Genomic DNA, 16486 nt, shown 5'->3' on the forward strand with positions numbered 1-16486 from the left:
AATCATGCGCGTTCTTGGCATCGAGACCACCTGTGACGAAACGGCGGCGGCCGTCGTCGGCCTTGCCGGCGACGGGCGGGGCGCCATCCTGTCGAACGAGATCCTCAGCCAGATCACGGAGCATGCCGCTTATGGCGGCGTCGTGCCGGAGATCGCCGCGCGTGCCCATGTCGAGGTCGTCGACCGGCTGGTGGCGCGGGCGCTGAAGGCAGCCGATGTTTCGCTCAAGGACATCGATGCCGTTGCCGCCGCGGCCGGGCCTGGCCTCATCGGCGGTGTCATCGTCGGCCTCACCACCGGCAAGGCGCTGTCGCTCGTCTCCGGCAAGCCCTTCATCGCGGTCAACCATCTCGAGGCCCATGCGCTGACGGCGCGCATGACGGACGGCGTCGCCTTTCCCTACCTGCTGCTGCTCGCCTCGGGCGGGCACACGCAGTTGCTGGCCGTGCGCGGTGTCGGTGACTACGTGCGCCTCGGCACCACCATCGACGACGCCATCGGCGAGGCCTTCGACAAGACGGCCAAGACGCTCGGCCTGCCCTATCCCGGCGGGCCGGAGGTGGAGCGTCAGGCCCTGCAGGGCGACCCGACGCGCTTCGCCCTGCCCCGGCCGCTCGTCGGCCGGCCCGATCCCGACTTCTCGCTCTCCGGCCTCAAGACCGCCGTGCGCATCGAGGCCGAGCGCATCGCCCCCCTCTCCGCCCGGGATGTGGCGGACCTGTGCGCCTCCTTCCAGGCGGCCGTGGTCGACGTGGTGGCCGACCGGGTGCGCATGGGCCTGCGCGCCTTCCGCCAGAAAGCGGGGCATCCGACGGCCCTTGTCGTCGCCGGCGGCGTGGCTGCCAATCAGGCGATCCGCCGCGGCCTGACGCGCCTCGCCTCCGAGGCGGGCCTGCCGCTCGTCACCCCGCCGCCGGCCCTGTGCACGGACAACGGCGCGATGATCGCCTGGGCGGGCCTCGAACGCCTGCGCCTCGGCCTTACCGACGATCTCACCGCTCCCGCCCGCGCACGCTGGCCGCTCGAGGCGGCATCCGCCGCATGATCGCCGATCCGCTCGTCATCATCGGGGCGGGCGCCTGGGGCACGGCCCTCGCCAATGCGGCAGCCCAGGCGGGCCGCACCGTCACCCTCGTCGCGCGCGACCCGGAGCATGCCGCCACCATCGAGGCGACGCGGGAGAACCTGCGCTTCCTGCCCGGCGCGTTGCTCCATGCGGGCATTACCGTCACGGCCGATCTCGGGGCGGCGGCAGTGGCGCGGGCCCTCCTCCTCGTCGTGCCGGCGCAGGCCCTGCGCGAGGTGGCCCGCAGCCTTGCGCCGCGGCTCGCCCCGGGCACGCCGGTCGTCATCTGCGCCAAGGGCATCGAGCGCACCTCGGGCCGCTTCATGAGCGATATCGTCGCCGAAGAGCTGCCGGCAGCGGTGCCATTGGTGCTCTCCGGTCCGAGCTTTGCCGAGGACGTGGTGCGCGGCTTGCCGACGGCGGTGGTGCTTGCCTGTGGGCAGGAGCCCGTCGCCCGCAGCCTGGCCGTGGCGCTGGCGAGCCCCACCTTCCGCATCTATCACGGCACGGACGTGCGCGGCGTCGAGATCGGCGGGGCGGCCAAGAACGTGCTCGCCATCGCCTGCGGCATCGTCATGGGCTGCGGCCTTGGCGAGAGCGCCCGCGCGGCCATGGTAGCGCGCGGCTTTGCCGAGCTGACGCGCTTTGCGCGCGCGCTCGGCGCCCGGCCCGAGACGCTGATGGGACTGTCCGGCCTCGGCGACCTGGTGCTCACCTGCGGCTCGGCGAAATCGCGCAACTTCGCCTTCGGAGAGGCGCTGGGGCGTGGCGTGCCGCTGGCCGAGGCCGCCGGCGGCAAGCTGGCCGAAGGTGCCTTCACGGCCGCCGCCCTCGTGGCGATGGCTGGGCGGCACGGGGTCGAGATGCCGATCTCGGAAGCCGTCGCCGCCGTCGTCGCCGGCGAGATGTCCGTCGATGAGGCGATCGGCGCACTGCTCAACCGGCCGATCCGCGCCGAGCACGAGATCATCTGACGAAGGGGGGAAGCATGGCGCACTGGCTGTTCAAGTCCGAACCGGCAACATGGTCGTGGGACCAGCAGGTGGCGGAAGGCGAGAAGGGCACGTGCTGGAACGGCGTGCGCAACCACTCCGCCAAGCTCAACATGATGGCCATGAAGAACGGCGAGACCGGCTTCTTCTACCATTCCAACGAGGGCAAGGCGATCGTCGGCATCGTCGAGGTGATCAAGGAATACTACCCCGACCACACCGATCCGACGGGCCGCTTCGGCATGGTCGACGTCAAGGCGGTGAAGGCGCTGCCGAAGCCGGTGACGCTCGAGGAAATCAAGAAGACGCCTGCCCTCGCCGGGATGGTTCTGGTCAACAACTCGCGCCTGTCGGTGCAGCCGGTGAGTGACGAGGAATGGGAAACCATCTGCAAGATGGGCGGATTGTGAAGACGGCGGGGTTGAGCACCGCGACCCGATCCGACAGAATGCCTCCTGGAACCGTTGCAATGTCCATGATCCGCCCCATCCGCCTGCTCTCCAGCATCGCCCGCCTGTTCGAGCGCCTGCCCCGGCACCAGGCCACGTCGGAGCGTGCCGCGCACGAGCGTGACGAGGCGCGCCGGGATGCCGACATTCTCAGGTCGCTCGCCATCGTGCTCGTCCACATCGCTGGCGGTGACGGGCGCCTCACGGCGGAAGAGCGCAGCACGCTCGCCAACTTCGTCGGACGCCGCTTCCGCCTGTCCCCGCGCGAGGCGCTGAGAATCATCGAGGCTGCGATTGCTGCCGAGCGCTCGCGCGAGGATGTGGACGACGCTTTCGATGACCTGAAGCGCCTCCTGCCGCCGGACGGGCGCCGCGAGCTGATGGTCGCCGCATGGGAGCTGGCGAAGATCGACGGCCATGTTGCCGAACTCGAGGACGATCTCCTGTGGCGTTCGGCGCGCCGGCTGGGGCTGAGCGAGCGCGAGGCCGAAGCCCTCAGGCAGAGCGCGCTGGCGGATGTCGGAGGCGCCTGATGCCAGAGGCGGCCCGGCTGCCCGTTCTCGTCGTCCTGCACCAGGAACATTCGACGCCCGGCCGGGTCGGCCGTCTTATCACGGAGCGCGGCCACCTGCTCGACATCCGTCGCCCGCGCTTCGGCGACCCCCTGCCGGAGACGCTGGAGCTCCACGCCGGCGCGGTGGTCTTTGGTGGGCCGATGAGCGCCAACGACCCGGACGAGTGGCTGAAGCGCGAGATCGACTGGATGGGCGTCGCGCTCAGGGAGCGCAAGCCGCTGCTCGGCCTCTGTCTCGGCGCGCAGATGCTGGCGAAGCACCTCGGCGGGCGCGTCGACCCGCATCCTTCAGGCCTTGCCGAGATCGGCTATTACCCGCTCTGGCCCACCCAGAAGGGCCAACGTTTCGCCGAGGAGACAGGAGCGCCCTGGCCCTCCCATGTCTACCAGTGGCACAGGGAAGGGCTCGAATGTCCGCCGGGTGGCGAGCTGCTGGCCGAGGGTGCGCATTTCCCCAACCAGGCCTTCCGTGTGGGACCGGCCGCCTTCGGCCTGCAGTTCCACCCCGAGGTGACGCACGCCATGATCTATCGCTGGACGACGCGCGCCAGCGAGCGCCTCAGCCTGCCGGGCGCGCAGCCTCCGCACCTGCACCACCGCGGACGCTTCATGTACGACCCGGCGGTGGCCCGGTGGCTCGAAGCCTTCCTCGACTACTGGCTGGCGAGCGGCGAGACACCGCCCCGGCCGCAACCGGCCGAGAATCGGGACCGTCTGCCCGCGCCGGCCTGAAGGCCGCGGGCGCGGTCTGATTGTGCTATACGAAATCGATGCCGGGCACCATCTGTTGCCAGAGACGGAAGCGCCCTTCTCCCTCCTGCGCCAGGCTGCCGAGCCGGCGGCGGCCGCACCAGTCGAGCGCCTTGTCCCGCACGGCGCGGACCGCGCTCCAACCAATCAGCGTGCTCGCCTTCGCCCGGGCGAGGGCCTGGACGAGGACGAGGCCGTCGCCGCCCGCGGCAGCGAGGACCTGGTGCAGAAGATCGGCCTGCACGAGGGACCCTGCCTGGCGGCGAACGCGCGGCAGAACGATTTCGGCCCGACGGTGAACATCGCCTCGCACATGCAGGGGCCCGCCGAACGCAGATGATCGACGCCGCAGGCGCCGTCATCGAGCGGCCGGAGGTGTCGGACCTGCCCACCCCTTCCGGCCTGACGCCGCAGGCGCAATGGCGCCTTGCGCGGCATTGACGATGAGTTCACCTTGTATGAGATTTCCTGACCCGCCAGCGGGACCAGCATGACGGACGATCTCGCCGCAAGAACCTGCACGCCATGCAAGGGCGGGATACCCCCGCTCTCGCGGGACGCCATTGCGCCTTACGCGAAGCAGGTTCCGCAGTGGCAGGTCGGCGAGGACGCCACCCGCATCACCCGCACCTTCCGCTTCAGGAACTATGCGGACGCCTTCGCCTTCGTGGCGCGCGTATCGGAGATCGCCGAGCAGCAGGGCCACCATCCGGACATCACCTTCGGCTGGGGCTATGCCACGGTCACGCTCCAGACTCACAAGATCAAGGGCCTTCACGAGAACGACTTCATCATGGCCGCCCGGATCGACGAGATCGCCGGCGACGCCGCGGCGGCCTGAGCCTCGCAACCCGCCTTCCCTCAACATTGCTGCCGGAGCCGATCGTGCTGATCGACCAGACCCTGCTCGTCACCCAGTTCCTGACGCTCTTCGCCGTCCTCGATCCGATCAGCCACACCACGCTCTTCCTCTCCGTCACGGGAAGGCTCGATCCGGCGGAGCGGCGCAAGGCGGCGCTCATCTGCGTGCCCGTGGCCTTCGCCATCCTCGTGGTCTTCGCCATCATTGGTCAGTACGCGCTGGCGGCGATGAACATCTCGCTCATCTCCTTCCAGATCGCCGGCGGCATCATCCTGCTCATATTCGCCCTGTCGATGACCTTGGGGGACAAGGAGCCGGCGCCAGCCAGCGAGGCGGGCGCCAGTGATGCGGCAAGCGTCGCCATCTACCCTCTCGCGGTGCCGATCATCGCCGGGCCGGGCGCCATGCTGGCCATCGTCATTCTCATGGACAACAACCGCCTGACCTTCATCGAGCAGATGGAGACGGTGGCCATGCTGGGTCTCAACATGCTCATCCTGCTCGGCCTCTTCCTGTGCGGCGGCACTGTCTCGCGCCTCATCGGCCGTCACGGCGCCAACGTGCTGCGCCGCGTGATGGGCATCCTGCTCGCGGCCCTGTCGATCAACCTGATCCTGGAAGCGACGGCCAAGTGGCTGGGCCTGCCGGCGATTTGAGGGAGAAGCGGGTAAAGCGGCACGCCTTGCGCATCCCCGCCCGGCACCGCTCAACGCCAATTGTCATGAGATGGGCACTTCAATGTCCATTCCGGCCTGACGCGGAATGGTGGAGCTGAGGGGATTCGAACCCCTGACCTCTGCAGTGCGATTGCAGCGCTCTCCCAACTGAGCTACAGCCCCTGAAGGTCGGCGCGTTTTAGGCCGGCGCGGGGGCGGCTGTCAATTGCTGTTTCGCGCCATCGCGCAGCGAGTGCGATGGGTTGTTCACAGCGACGGAGGGCGCTAAACGAAAGCCTCCCGTCCGTCCTCACCATCCTCCGGATTTTCGATGCGCGCGATTCTCGATGTTCTCATGGTCGTGTTCGACCTCTACACCTGGCTCGTGATCGCCTCGGCCGTCATCAGCTGGCTGGTCGCCTTCAACGTGGTCAACACGCGCAACGACGTGGTGCGGGCGATCTGGAACTTCCTCTACCAGGTGACGGAGCCCGCCCTGCGGCCCATCCGCTCCATCCTGCCCAACCTCGGCGGCATCGACGTCTCGCCCATCATCCTGCTGCTCATCATCTTCTTCATCCAGCGGGTGATCGTCCTCTACATCTACCCGGCTGTCATCTGAGCCGGCCGCGCGGGGCAGGCCCATGGGCAGTGGCGCCTTCACGCGCACGGACACGGGGCTGACGCTCACCGTGCGCCTTACGCCGCGCGGCGGGCGCGACGCGATCGAGGGCACCGAGCAGCTCTCGGACGGCCGGGCTGTCATCAAGGCCCGCGTGCGCGCCGTGCCCGAGGACGGGGCGGCCAACACGGCGCTCACCCGCCTTCTCGCCAAGAGCCTCGGCGTCTCTGCCTCCGCCGTCTCGCTCGTTTCCGGGCACACGGCCCGCATCAAGATCCTGACCGTCGCGGGTGACGCCGCTATGCTGGAGGCGCGGCTCGCGGCACTCATCAAGCACGAGAACCGGACATGACCACCCATCCCACGACCCGAATCATCGACGGCAAGGCCTTCGCCGAGGGCCTGCGCCGGCGCGTGGCGGACGCCGCGGCAGACTTCCTCGCCCGCTCCGGCCGCGCGCCCGGCCTCGCCGTGGTGCTCGTGGGCGACGATCCGGCAAGCAGCGTCTACGTCCGCAACAAGGCGCAGCAGACGGTGGAGGCCGGCATGGCCTCCTTCGAACACCGCCTGCCGGCGGAGACGAGCGAGGCCGAGCTTCTGGCGCTCGTCGCGCGGCTCAATGCCGACGATGCGGTGGACGGCATCCTCGTGCAGCTGCCGCTGCCGGCGCACATCGACGCGCAGAAGGTGATCGAGGCCATCGACCCGGCCAAGGACGTGGACGGCTTCCACCCCGCCAACGCCGGGCGGCTGATGACCGGCCTGCCGGGGCTGGTGCCCTGCACGCCGCTGGGCTGCCTGATGCTCATCAGGTCCGTGCAGCCCGCTCTCGCCGGGCTCGAGGCCGTCGTCATCGGGCGCTCCAACATCGTCGGCAAGCCGATGGCGCAGCTTCTCCTCGCCGAGAGCTGCACCGTCACCATTGCCCATTCGAAGACGCGCGACCTGCCGTCCGTGTGCCGCCGCGCCGACATTCTCGTGGCCGCCGTCGGCCGGCCGCAGATGGTGCGGGGCGACTGGGTGAAGCCCGGCGCCATCGTGATCGACGTCGGCATCAACCGCGTGCCGGCGCCCGAGCGCGGCGAGGGCAAGATGCGGCTTGTCGGCGACGTGGCCTATGACGAGGCGGTGGAGCGCGCCGGCGCCATCACGCCCGTGCCGGGCGGTGTCGGGCCGATGACCATCGCCTGCCTCCTGCGCAATGCGCTCGCGGCGGCCGTCGCCCGCACCGGGATCGTGGTCGACGTGCCGTCGGCCTGAGCCTCCACCCAAGGTCTGATGGCGCCGTGCAGCATGTGGGCTAGTCTCCCTGCGCCAGCGAGGAAGGAAGGGATGAACGCAGCACCGCCAATGAAGACCAGCGCCGGCCGGTTCTTCGAGGACTTCCGGCTCGGCGAGACGATCCGCCACCCGACGCCGCGCACGGTGACCGCGGCCGATGCCGCGCTCTATGTGGCACTCTACGGCTCGCGCTTTGCCGTCCAGTCGTCGGACGTCTTCGCGGCGCAGATCGGCTACGAGCGCAGCCCCCTCGACGAACTGCTCGTCTTCCACATCGTCTTCGGCAAGACGGTGCCGGATATCTCGCTCAACGCGGTCGCCAACCTCGGCTACGCCGAGGGGCGCTTCCTGAAGCCTGTCTATCCAGGCGAGACGCTGTCTGCCGTCTCTGAGGTCATCGGCCTCAAGGAGAACTCCAACGGCAAGACCGGCGTGGTCTACGTGCGCACGCGCGGCCTGCGCTCCGACGGCGCCGAGGTGCTGGAATACGTGCGCTGGGTGATGGTGCGCAAGCGCGACGAACGGGCGAAGGTCGCGCAGGAGCACGTGCCGCGGCTCGCCGACAGCGTCGCGCCTGCGCAGCTCGGCGTCGGCTGCCCGCCCATCGACGTCGAGGCCTACGACTTCGGCCTCGCCGGCAGCCCCTGGCGCTGGGGAGACTTCAGCGTCGGCGAGCGCATCGACCACGTGGACGGCATGACGGTCGAGGAGGCCGAGCACCAGCTCGCCACCCGCCTCTTCCAGAACACGGCCCGCGTCCATTTCGACCAGCACGCGGCGGCCGGCTCGCGCTTCGGGCGGCGGCTCATCTATGGCGGCCACGTGATCTCGCTGGCGCGGGCCCTGTCCTTCAACGGCTTGGGCAACGCCTTCCACATCGCCGCCATCAACGGCGGGCGGCACGTGGCGCCGCTGTTTGCCGGCGACACGGTCTATTGCTGGAGCGAGGTGCTCGACAGGGCCGAGCTCGAGGGCCGCAGCGACATGGGTGCGCTGCGCCTGCGCACCATCGCCACCAAGAACATGCCGGCGTCGGGCTTTCCGGGCCGGAGCGGCTCGGACTACGATCCCGCCGTCGTGCTCGACTTCGACTACTGGGTCCTTCTGCCGCGATAGGCAGGTGCAAGGTTGCGGTTACAAAGCATAAAAAATGTCACCGCCTTTGCCGGCTTGCTGCATTGCGGTTGACGCCCACATTCGTTACGAAGCCCCTAGCTTCGAGCAACTCCAGACTGCAAGCGGGGAGGCCCACATGGCCGAGGCGAACGTGCCCGGGACGAGACCGGAAGACATCCGCCCCCTTTCGCCGCACCTCCAGATCTATCGCTGGACGTGGACGATGGCGATGTCGGTGGCCCATCGCATCACCGGCGCGGCGCTCTACGTCGGTTCACTGCTGCTGGTCATCTGGCTGCTGGCGCTGGCCAGCGGGCCGGAGGCCTTCGAGACGGCGCAGTGGTTCTTCGGCTCTTTCCTCGGCCGGCTCATCCTGTTCGGCTACACGTGGGCGCTGCTGCACCATATGCTCGGCGGCATCCGCCACTTCATCTGGGACGTGGGGCTCGGCTTCGATGCCGCTTCCCGCCACACCCTCGCCCGCTTGACCCTCATCGCCTCGGCCGCGCTCACGCTCCTCGTGTGGGTGATCGGCTACGCGGTCTCGTGAGGAGGCATTCCATGGCTTCGACGAAGCACACGCTGCGCACGCCGCTCAGTCGCGTCCGGGGGCTGGGCTCGGCCCGGTCCGGCACGTCGCACTTCTGGCACCAGCGCCTGACCGCGGTCGCCAACGTGCCGCTGGCGCTCGCCTTCATCGCCATCGTGGTTTGCGCCACCGGCAGCGGCTACGAGGAGGCGCTGGCCCTGGTGCGCAGCCCGCTCGTGGCGATCCTGCTGCTCCTGTTCATTCTCTCGGCGGCGTACCACATGCGCCTCGGCATGCAGGTCATCATCGAGGACTACGTGCACAGCGGCGCCAAGGTGGCTGCCGTCATCGCCAACACCTTCTTTGCCGTGCTCGTGGCAGCCGCCGCGGTCTTCGCGGTTCTCAAGATCACCTTCGGCGGGATGTAAGTTCATGGCCAAGGCACCCAGCAACGGAACCACCCCCGTCACCGAGGCCGGCGCCCCCGCGCGCCGCACCACGAAGTCCAGGCCGGCAGAGGCGCACGCGCGCGCCGCGCAGGGTGACAGCGCCATCCGCGGCGGCATCCTGCACGTGCCGCGCCCGGCCTATACCGGCAAGGCCTATCCCATCACCGACCATACCTTCGATGTCGTGGTCGTCGGTGCCGGCGGCGCCGGCCTGCGCGCCACCGTCGGCTGTGCCCAGGCCGGTCTCAAGACGGCCTGCGTCACCAAGGTCTTCCCCACGCGCTCGCACACGGTCGCCGCGCAGGGCGGTGTCGCCGCCTCGCTTGGCAACATGGGGCCGGACGACTGGCGCTGGCACATGTACGACACGGTGAAGGGGTCGGACTGGTTGGGCGACCAGGACTCCATCGAGTATCTTGTGCGCAACGCGCCGGCCGCCGTCTACGAGCTCGAGCACTGGGGCGTGCCCTTCTCGCGCACCGAGGACGGACGCATCTACCAGCGCCCCTTCGGCGGCATGACGACCGACTTCGGCAAGGGCCCGCCGGCCCAGCGCACCTGCGCCGCCGCCGACCGCACGGGCCACGCCATCCTGCACACGCTCTACGGCCAGGCGCTGCGCAACAACACCGAATTCTTTATCGAGTACTTCGCCATCGACCTCATCATGGACAGCGAGGGCCGTTGCCGCGGCGTCGTTGCCCTGAAGATGGACGACGGCACCATCCACCGCTTCCGCTCGCACCTCGTCATCCTGGCGACAGGCGGCTACGGCCGCGCCTATTTCTCGGCGACCTCCGCCCACACCTGCACGGGTGACGGCAACGCCATGGTGCTGCGCGCCGGCCTGCCTCTACAGGACATGGAGTTTGTGCAGTTCCACCCCACCGGCATCTACGGCGCCGGCTGCCTCATCACCGAGGGTGCCCGCGGCGAGGGCGGCTATCTCACCAACTCCGAGGGCGAGCGCTTCATGGAACGCTATGCCCCGTCGGTGAAGGACCTCGCCCCGCGCGACATGGTCTCGCGCTCGATGACCATCGAGATCCGCGAAGGCCGCGGCGTGGGCAAGAACAAGGACCACATCCACCTGCACCTCGAACACCTCGATCCGCAGGTGCTGCACGAGCGGCTGCCCGGCATCTCGGAGAGCGCCCGCATCTTCGCCGGCGTCGACGTGACCAAGGAGCCGATCCCGGTGCTGCCCACCGTCCACTACAACATGGGCGGCATCCCGACGAACTACCACGGCGAGGTGGTGACGAAGGCCGGCGACAATCCGGACCATGTCGTGCCCGGCCTGATGGCGATCGGCGAGGCAGCCTGCGTGTCCGTCCACGGTGCGAACCGCCTCGGCTCCAACTCGCTCATCGACCTCGTGGTCTTCGGCCGCGCCGCCGGCCTGCGGGCGGCCGAACTCATCAAGCCGGGCCAACCGCATGCCGACCTGCCGAAGGATTCGGCCGACCTGGCGCTGTCGCGGCTCGACCGCTTCCGCTACGCCAACGGCAGCACTCCTACCGCGGAGCTGCGGCTGCGGATGCAGCGCACGATGCAGTCGAACTGCGCCGTCTTCCGCACCGGCGAGGTGCTGGAGGAAGGGCGGCGGCTCATCCGCGAGGTCTGGGAAGGGGCCGAGGACGTGCGCGTCACCGACCGCTCGCTCGTGTGGAACTCGGACCTCATCGAGACACTCGAGTTCGACAACCTCATCACCCAGGCCGTCGTGACGATGGAGGGGGCGGCCAACCGCAAGGAGAGCCGCGGCGCCCATGCGCGCGAGGACTATCCCGAGCGCGACGACGTCAACTGGATGAAGCACACGCTGGCTTGGGTCGACGACACGAACAAGACCGTCACCATCGACTACCGCCCGGTGCACAACTACACGATGTCCAACGACATCGAGTACATCGAGCCGAAGGCACGCGTCTACTGAGGCTGCTGCGCGACAGACCCCACTCGGCCCGTGGCCGCAGGCCACGGACGCCGGCAGGTTCGAGGACACAGACAAGATGGCCAAGTTCTCCCTCCCCAAGAATTCGCAGATCAAGGAAGGCAAGGCCTGGCCGAAGCCGGAAGGGGCGACCAACGTCACCGCCTTCCGCATCTATCGCTGGAACCCCGACGACGGGCAGAACCCGCGGGTCGACACCTATTATGTGGACCGCGACGACTGCGGGCCGATGGTTCTGGATGCGCTCATCTACATCAAGAACAAGATCGACTCGACGCTGACCTTCCGCCGCTCCTGCCGCGAAGGCATCTGCGGCTCCTGCGCCATGAACATCGATGGCGCCAACACGCTGGCCTGCACCAAGGCCATCGACGAGTGCACGTCGAAGGGCGAGGTCCGCATCTATCCGCTTCCGCACATGCCGGTGGTGAAGGATCTGGTGCCCGACCTGACGCGGTTCTACGCGCAGCACGCCTCCATCGAGCCGTGGCTGAAGACGACGACGCCAGAGCCGGAGAAGGAGTGGCGCCAGAGCCGCGAGGACCGCGAGAAGCTTGACGGTCTCTACGAGTGCATCCTGTGTGCCTGCTGCTCCACCTCGTGCCCGAGCTACTGGTGGAACGGCGACCGTTACCTCGGCCCGGCCGTGCTGCTGCAGGCCTACCGCTGGCTCATCGACAGCCGCGACGAGGCCACGGGCGAGCGCCTCGACAACCTCGAGGATCCGTTCCGCCTCTATCGCTGCCACACCATCATGAACTGCGCCAACGTGTGCCCGAAGGGTCTGAACCCGGCGAAGGCCATCGCCGAGATCAAGCAGATGATGGTCACGCGCCAGCTCTGACGGCGTCCGCCCGTCCGGGGCGTGTCACGGAAGGTGTGACACGTGTGCCACGCTGCAGCCGCAGAGATGCGCGCTGCGGCGGTGTAATCAGTCAATTTGCCCGCCTGGGCTTGCCCGATCAAACCGTTTACGGCATGACGAAAGCGGTGGCTTGGCGCCTGCCCCGCCTCACGCGGGCGGATGGCGCCGAAGAGAGCGGGAGCGGGACAGCATGACGACGATGCACGACGCGACGACCGAAAGGGGCCGGCGCAGCGCGAGCGCGAAGCGCTTCGCCCGGCGGGTTGCGGCTCTCGCTCCGCTCCTCATCGTCGCCGCCTGCGCCTCGGAACGCTTCAGCGACGCCGGACCCGCGCCGGGTGGTTATCGCAGCGCCCGCGCCGTCTCGGCCGGTTCGGACTTCGAGCCGCTGCCGCCGTCTGCCCCGGCCGAGGTGATCGCGAGCCCCCTGCCACCGGCGCCGGGCACGGCCGCCGCACCGGACGGTTCGGTCGTGGCGCCGGGCACGCTCGGGCCGGACGGCACACTCGCCGGCACCGAGGCTGGTACCACGCCGGGCCCCGTCGCCGACCTCGGCCGCCAGCCGACAAGCGCTCCTCCCGCGCCCACGCGCAGCAGCGTGACGGGCGGCTGGACGGCCCGCGAGGCCGCCGGCAGCTCGTGCCGCATCACGCTGTCCAGCGCCCCGGCGCTCGACCTCTACAAGGCCTCCTCGTCGGGCTGCAACAGCCGCGACCTCCAGAGCGTCAACGCCTGGGATCTGCGCGACGGCGAGGTCTATCTGTATTCGCGTGGCAGCGTCGTGGCCCGCCTCAAGGGCAGCGGCAACTCCTTCAACGGCGTGCTCGCCAAGTCCGGCGCGCCGCTTACCCTGTCCCGCTGAGACAGCAGAAAGGATAAGAAAGGGCGCCTCGGCGCCCTTTTTCAGTTCGCAGCCGGCTGCGACGCCATGAGGCGCCGCTGGTAGTCGAGCGCGCTCATGGCAAGGCTCCGGGCGTCGTCGATCATCTCCTCGGCAATGGAGACGGGCGTCGGCCCGAGACCCTTGATCGTGCCGATGAGTTCCCCATGCTCGAAGATGATCTCGGCGGAAAAGCGCCGTGCCAGCGCGCGCATCGCCTCGTTGTCGCCCATGCAGTTGACGATGAGCGTCTTCACGCCGCGGTTGCGGGCGCTGACGAGGAGGCGGGAGAAGAGCGCGCTGCCGATGCCGCGGCGGCGCCACGCGCGCTCGACGCTGAAGGCGGCCTCGGCCCGCCGCTCGCCCCCGATCTCAAAGGGCTGCAGCTCGGCCGCGCCGCGCACGATGCCGTCCTCGACATAGCCGAAGACGAGCCCCCGCGAGGCCAGGCAGCGGTCGGCATAGGCGTCGAGATACTCGTCGGCGACTGCCCCGATGAAGCGGCTCTGGCGGCTTTCCGGGTCGAGACGTCGCAAGTGGGCGCGGAAATCGGGCAGATCCGCAGCGAACAGCTTGCGGATGATGCCGGAAGGCCTGGAGTTTGTGTCCATCGTCGTTCTCTCGGTGGCCGATCGTCGATCCGACCCCCGAGGGCGCGCGTTCCCTAGACGCCGGCACATATTGTGCAATGCAACATGAAATTCAAGCGCCCTGATGCCTCCCCGCTCTGGCGCGGCCCGCCTGTTTGCGGTCAACTGGCGCCGGAACCTAAAGGAGGGCGCAGCGCACGATGGGCGGCTACATCCTTCATTGCTTCGGCCAGTCGGGGAACGCCTACAAGGTGGCCCTGATGCTGAACCTTTGCGGCTGCGAATGGCGGCCGCGTTTCGTCGATTTCTTCAACGGCGAGACCAGGAGCCCCGAGTTCCGCGACACCTGCAACGAGATGGGCGAGGTGCCGGTGCTCGAGCACGACGGGCAGCGTTTCACCCAGAGCGGTGCCATTCTTGTGATGCTGGCCGAGCGGCACGGCCGCTTTGGCGGGCGTGACACCGCCGAGCGCTACGACATCCTGCGCTGGATCCTCTTCGACAACCACAAGTTCACGAGCTATCTGGCGACACTGCGGTTCATGGTCGGCCTCAGGAAGATGCCCGAGAGCCCGGTGACCGAGTTCCTGCGCAACCGCACGCTCGCCGCCTTCGACATCGTGGAGAAGCACCTCGCCAGGCGCTCCTTCATCGTGGGCGATACACCGACCATCGCCGACATCTCCATAGTCGGATACCTCTACTATCCCGAGGAGACGGGCATCGGCCGGTCCGCCTTCCCCAACATCGAGGCCTGGACCCGGCGCATCGCCGCCCTGCCCGGCTGGGCGCACCCCTACGATCTCATGCCGCGGGAGCCGGGCTGACCTGCCGTGCCGCGACCGCGAGGCGGATTGTACAGGACCGCGTGAGGCGCTAAATCCCTCCCCGTGATCATCGAGCCCCGCCTTTCCCTTGCCTCCACCAGCGTGCGCGCCCGCTACGACACCCTCGTAAGCGAAGGCGTGATCGAGCGCGACCCCGCCCAGGAAAGGCTCGTGGCGCGGCTCGACGAGCTGGCGCAGCGCCTCGGCGAGCGGCGCCTCGCCCGCAAGACGAGCCCGCTCGGCTGGCTGTTCGGCAAGCGCAGCGAGAAGGCGGAACCCCTCAAGGGTCTTTACATCTGGGGCTCGGTGGGCCGCGGCAAGACCATGCTGATGGATCTCTTCTTTGAGGTCGCGCCGCCCGAGCGCAAGCGCCGCGCGCACTTCCACGCCTTCATGGCCGACGTGCACGAGCGCATCTTCGCCCACCGCCAGCGGGTCAAGGACGGGCGGGAGAAGGACGGCGACCCCATCCCGCCCGTGGCCGATGCGCTGGCGGACGAAGCCTGGCTGCTGTGCTTCGACGAGTTCACGGTGACGGATATCGCCGACGCGATGATCCTCGGCCGGCTGTTTGCGGCCCTGTTCGCGCGCGGCGTCACCGTGGTTGCCACGTCGAACGTGGAGCCGAGCCGCCTCTATGAGGATGGCCTCAACCGGGCGCTGTTCCTGCCCTTCATCGACCTGCTGACGAGCCGGATGGAGGTGGTGCGCCTGGATTCCCGCACCGACTTCCGCCTCGAGAAGCTGGCCGGCAGCCCGGTCTACCACGTGCCGGCGGACGCGGCGGCCGAGGCGGCGCTGGACGAGGCCTTCTTCCGCCTCACCGGGCGGCGCGAGGGCAAGCCCGACGCGATCCACGTGAAGGGGCGCACGGTGCCCGTGCCGAGCGCGAGCGACGGCGTGGCCCGCTTCACGTTCGCCGAGCTGTGCGAGCGCCCCCTCGGCGCCTCCGACTATCTGGCGCTGGCCGAGCGCTACCACTGCATCATCCTGTCGGGCATCCCGATGATGGATTATGCCCAGCGCAACGCGGCCAAGCGCTTCATCACGCTCATCGACACGCTCTACGAGAAACACGTGAAGCTCATCGCCTCGGCCGAGGCGGAGCCGCACGAACTCTACCGTGCCGACCAGGGGCGCGAGGTCTTCGAGTTCGACCGCACGGTGTCGCGCCTCATCGAGATGCGGTCGCAGGATTATCTCGCCCTGCCGCATGGCCAGGGCGATTCCCGCGCCTCCGGCAACACGACGGGCCTGGTGGAGACATGAGCGCGCCCCGCCGAGCGGCCCGCGCGACGCCCGAGACGGCGGACGCGCGGCTGCTCGAGATTGCTGCCGAGCACGTGCGCCGCCTGGGAGCGGCGCGGGTCACGGTGGTGGGCGTCGCCCAGGAGGCGGGCATGACGCACGCCAATGTCTACCGATACTTCCCCTCCAAGCGCGACCTGCTGGATGCGGTGGTGCAGGCGGCCCTGCGTCCGGTCGAGACCTTCCTCGCCGACGTGGCAAATGCACCGGACCCGGCGGACGACAAGCTGGAGCGTCTCATCCTCGCGCTCGCGCGTGACTACCGCGACCTGGCCGAGAACGACCCGCCGATCTTCGACCTCTTCGTCGCCGCGGCCGAGGCGAACCGCGGCGTGGCGCGGCGGCACCGGGGCCGGGTGCGCATGTTCGTCGGCCGGGTAGTGGACGAGGGGCTGGCGACCGGCACCTTCAACCCCAGGGACCGCGAGCAGGCGCTGACCTTCCTCACCGACATCCTCTTCCGGTTTACGCATCCGACCGCGGTCCGGCTTGACGCGGAGCGCCCCCGCGACATGCTGGAGGAGCGACTGGCGACGATCATCCGCATCGCGCTGCGGGCTCTCAAAGCCGGCTATGTATGAGTGCGCGCTGGCCGGCGGACAGCCTATCCGGCGCTGCCGGCGCGATAAAAGTTACAATATCTGAAAACTGTAACAAAAAGACTTCGCATCTGCCGCATCAGCCCGGGGCACCACTGGAAATTCCCAACCCCT

General features: G+C 68.9%; 21 protein-coding genes and 1 tRNA gene. 19 read left to right on the top strand and 3 right to left on the bottom strand.

Annotated features, from left to right (window positions below; translation table 11 throughout):
* Nucleotides 1–4 precede the first annotated feature (4 nt).
* Genes tsaD through HNQ73_RS14095 form a run of 5 tightly spaced genes read left to right on the top strand, consistent with a single transcriptional unit; the run spans nt 5 to nt 3813 of the window.
* Complete coding sequence (gene tsaD, locus HNQ73_RS14075; protein WP_183335515.1) at nt 5–1045, top strand: tRNA (adenosine(37)-N6)-threonylcarbamoyltransferase complex transferase subunit TsaD; 1041 nt, start codon at nt 5–7, stop codon at nt 1043–1045.
* Nucleotides 1042–2040 carry an NAD(P)H-dependent glycerol-3-phosphate dehydrogenase gene (locus HNQ73_RS14080; protein WP_183335516.1) on the top strand — a complete coding sequence of 333 codons (999 nt, stop codon included), beginning with the start codon at nt 1042–1044 and terminating at the stop codon, nt 2038–2040. Before tsaD ends, HNQ73_RS14080 begins: the two co-directional genes overlap by 4 nt.
* Nucleotides 2041–2054: 14 nt before the next feature.
* Entirely contained in the window at nt 2055–2468 is a 414-nt protein-coding gene (locus tag HNQ73_RS14085; RefSeq protein ID WP_183335517.1) for an EVE domain-containing protein, read from the top strand.
* A gap of 59 nt (nt 2469–2527) precedes the next feature.
* Nucleotides 2528–3040, top strand: a complete 513-nt coding sequence (locus tag HNQ73_RS14090) for a tellurite resistance TerB family protein (RefSeq protein ID WP_183335518.1) — start codon at nt 2528–2530, stop codon at nt 3038–3040.
* Nucleotides 3040–3813, top strand: a complete 774-nt coding sequence (locus tag HNQ73_RS14095; protein WP_183335519.1) for a glutamine amidotransferase — start codon at nt 3040–3042, stop codon at nt 3811–3813. The genes HNQ73_RS14090 and HNQ73_RS14095 overlap by 1 nt, the downstream gene beginning before the upstream one ends.
* 25 nt (nt 3814–3838) lie before the next feature.
* Here HNQ73_RS14095 and HNQ73_RS14100 read toward each other — a convergent pair whose 3' ends face one another.
* Nucleotides 3839–4075, bottom strand: coding sequence for a hypothetical protein (locus HNQ73_RS14100; protein WP_183335520.1), 237 nt, complete (start codon nt 4073–4075; stop codon nt 3839–3841).
* A gap of 246 nt (nt 4076–4321) precedes the next feature.
* Between HNQ73_RS14100 and HNQ73_RS14105 the strand changes: the two genes are divergently transcribed.
* Nucleotides 4322–4672 carry a 4a-hydroxytetrahydrobiopterin dehydratase gene (locus HNQ73_RS14105; RefSeq protein ID WP_183335521.1) on the top strand — a complete coding sequence of 117 codons (351 nt, stop codon included), beginning with the start codon at nt 4322–4324 and terminating at the stop codon, nt 4670–4672.
* 44 nt (nt 4673–4716) lie between these two features.
* On the top strand, nt 4717–5349 hold the full coding sequence (locus HNQ73_RS14110; protein ID WP_183335522.1) for a MarC family protein: 633 nt from the start codon (nt 4717–4719) through the stop codon (nt 5347–5349).
* Nucleotides 5350–5456: 107 nt separating this feature from the next.
* Here HNQ73_RS14110 and HNQ73_RS14115 read toward each other — a convergent pair.
* Nucleotides 5457–5532, bottom strand: a tRNA-Ala gene (locus HNQ73_RS14115).
* 148 nt (nt 5533–5680) lie between these two features.
* Between HNQ73_RS14115 and HNQ73_RS14120 the strand changes: the two genes are divergently transcribed.
* The 9 genes from HNQ73_RS14120 to HNQ73_RS14160 all read left to right on the top strand — a co-directional run bounded on the left by HNQ73_RS14120 (nt 5681) and on the right by HNQ73_RS14160 (nt 13030).
* The gene (locus tag HNQ73_RS14120; RefSeq protein WP_183335523.1) at nt 5681–5971 is read left to right on the top strand and encodes a YggT family protein; all 291 of its coding nucleotides are present in this window, start codon (nt 5681–5683) and stop codon (nt 5969–5971) included.
* A gap of 22 nt (nt 5972–5993) precedes the next feature.
* On the top strand, nt 5994–6323 hold the full coding sequence (locus HNQ73_RS14125; RefSeq protein ID WP_183335524.1) for a DUF167 family protein: 330 nt from the start codon (nt 5994–5996) through the stop codon (nt 6321–6323).
* Entirely contained in the window at nt 6320–7231 is a 912-nt protein-coding gene (gene folD, locus HNQ73_RS14130; RefSeq protein ID WP_183335525.1) for a bifunctional methylenetetrahydrofolate dehydrogenase/methenyltetrahydrofolate cyclohydrolase FolD, read from the top strand. The genes HNQ73_RS14125 and folD overlap by 4 nt, the downstream gene beginning before the upstream one ends.
* A 90-nt stretch (nt 7232–7321) precedes the next feature.
* Complete coding sequence (locus tag HNQ73_RS14135; RefSeq protein WP_183335616.1) at nt 7322–8368, top strand: MaoC family dehydratase; 1047 nt, start codon at nt 7322–7324, stop codon at nt 8366–8368.
* Between the two features lie 136 nt (nt 8369–8504).
* A complete protein-coding gene (sdhC, locus tag HNQ73_RS14140; protein ID WP_183335526.1) occupies nt 8505–8918 on the top strand; it encodes a succinate dehydrogenase, cytochrome b556 subunit in 414 nt (137 codons plus the stop codon).
* Between the two features lie 11 nt (nt 8919–8929).
* Entirely contained in the window at nt 8930–9325 is a 396-nt protein-coding gene (sdhD, locus tag HNQ73_RS14145; RefSeq protein WP_183335527.1) for a succinate dehydrogenase, hydrophobic membrane anchor protein, read from the top strand.
* Between the two features lie 4 nt (nt 9326–9329).
* The gene (gene sdhA, locus HNQ73_RS14150; RefSeq protein ID WP_183335528.1) at nt 9330–11285 is read left to right on the top strand and encodes a succinate dehydrogenase flavoprotein subunit; all 1956 of its coding nucleotides are present in this window, start codon (nt 9330–9332) and stop codon (nt 11283–11285) included.
* A 76-nt stretch (nt 11286–11361) separates the two neighbouring features.
* Entirely contained in the window at nt 11362–12147 is a 786-nt protein-coding gene (locus HNQ73_RS14155; RefSeq protein ID WP_183335529.1) for a succinate dehydrogenase iron-sulfur subunit, read from the top strand.
* A 211-nt stretch (nt 12148–12358) separates the two neighbouring features.
* Entirely contained in the window at nt 12359–13030 is a 672-nt protein-coding gene (locus HNQ73_RS14160) for an AprI/Inh family metalloprotease inhibitor (protein WP_183335530.1), read from the top strand.
* 41 nt (nt 13031–13071) lie between these two features.
* On the opposite strand, the gene HNQ73_RS14165 is transcribed toward HNQ73_RS14160, so the two are convergent.
* On the bottom strand, nt 13072–13659 hold the full coding sequence (locus HNQ73_RS14165; protein WP_183335531.1) for a GNAT family N-acetyltransferase: 588 nt from the start codon (nt 13657–13659) through the stop codon (nt 13072–13074).
* A gap of 179 nt (nt 13660–13838) precedes the next feature.
* Between HNQ73_RS14165 and HNQ73_RS14170 the strand changes: the two genes are divergently transcribed.
* From HNQ73_RS14170 to HNQ73_RS14180, 3 genes are all read left to right on the top strand, one after another.
* Nucleotides 13839–14465 (top strand): glutathione S-transferase family protein, encoded by a 627-nt coding sequence (locus HNQ73_RS14170; protein ID WP_183335532.1) that lies wholly within the window; start codon nt 13839–13841, stop codon nt 14463–14465.
* Between the two features lie 63 nt (nt 14466–14528).
* Complete coding sequence (gene zapE, locus HNQ73_RS14175; RefSeq protein ID WP_183335533.1) at nt 14529–15734, top strand: cell division protein ZapE; 1206 nt, start codon at nt 14529–14531, stop codon at nt 15732–15734.
* Nucleotides 15731–16354, top strand: coding sequence for a TetR/AcrR family transcriptional regulator (locus HNQ73_RS14180; protein ID WP_183335534.1), 624 nt, complete (start codon nt 15731–15733; stop codon nt 16352–16354). The genes zapE and HNQ73_RS14180 overlap by 4 nt, the downstream gene beginning before the upstream one ends.
* Nucleotides 16355–16486 lie beyond the last annotated feature (132 nt).

Origin of the sequence: Chelatococcus composti (assembly GCF_014201415.1) — a bacterium.
Lineage (GTDB): Bacteria > Pseudomonadota > Alphaproteobacteria > Rhizobiales > Beijerinckiaceae > Chelatococcus_A > Chelatococcus_A composti.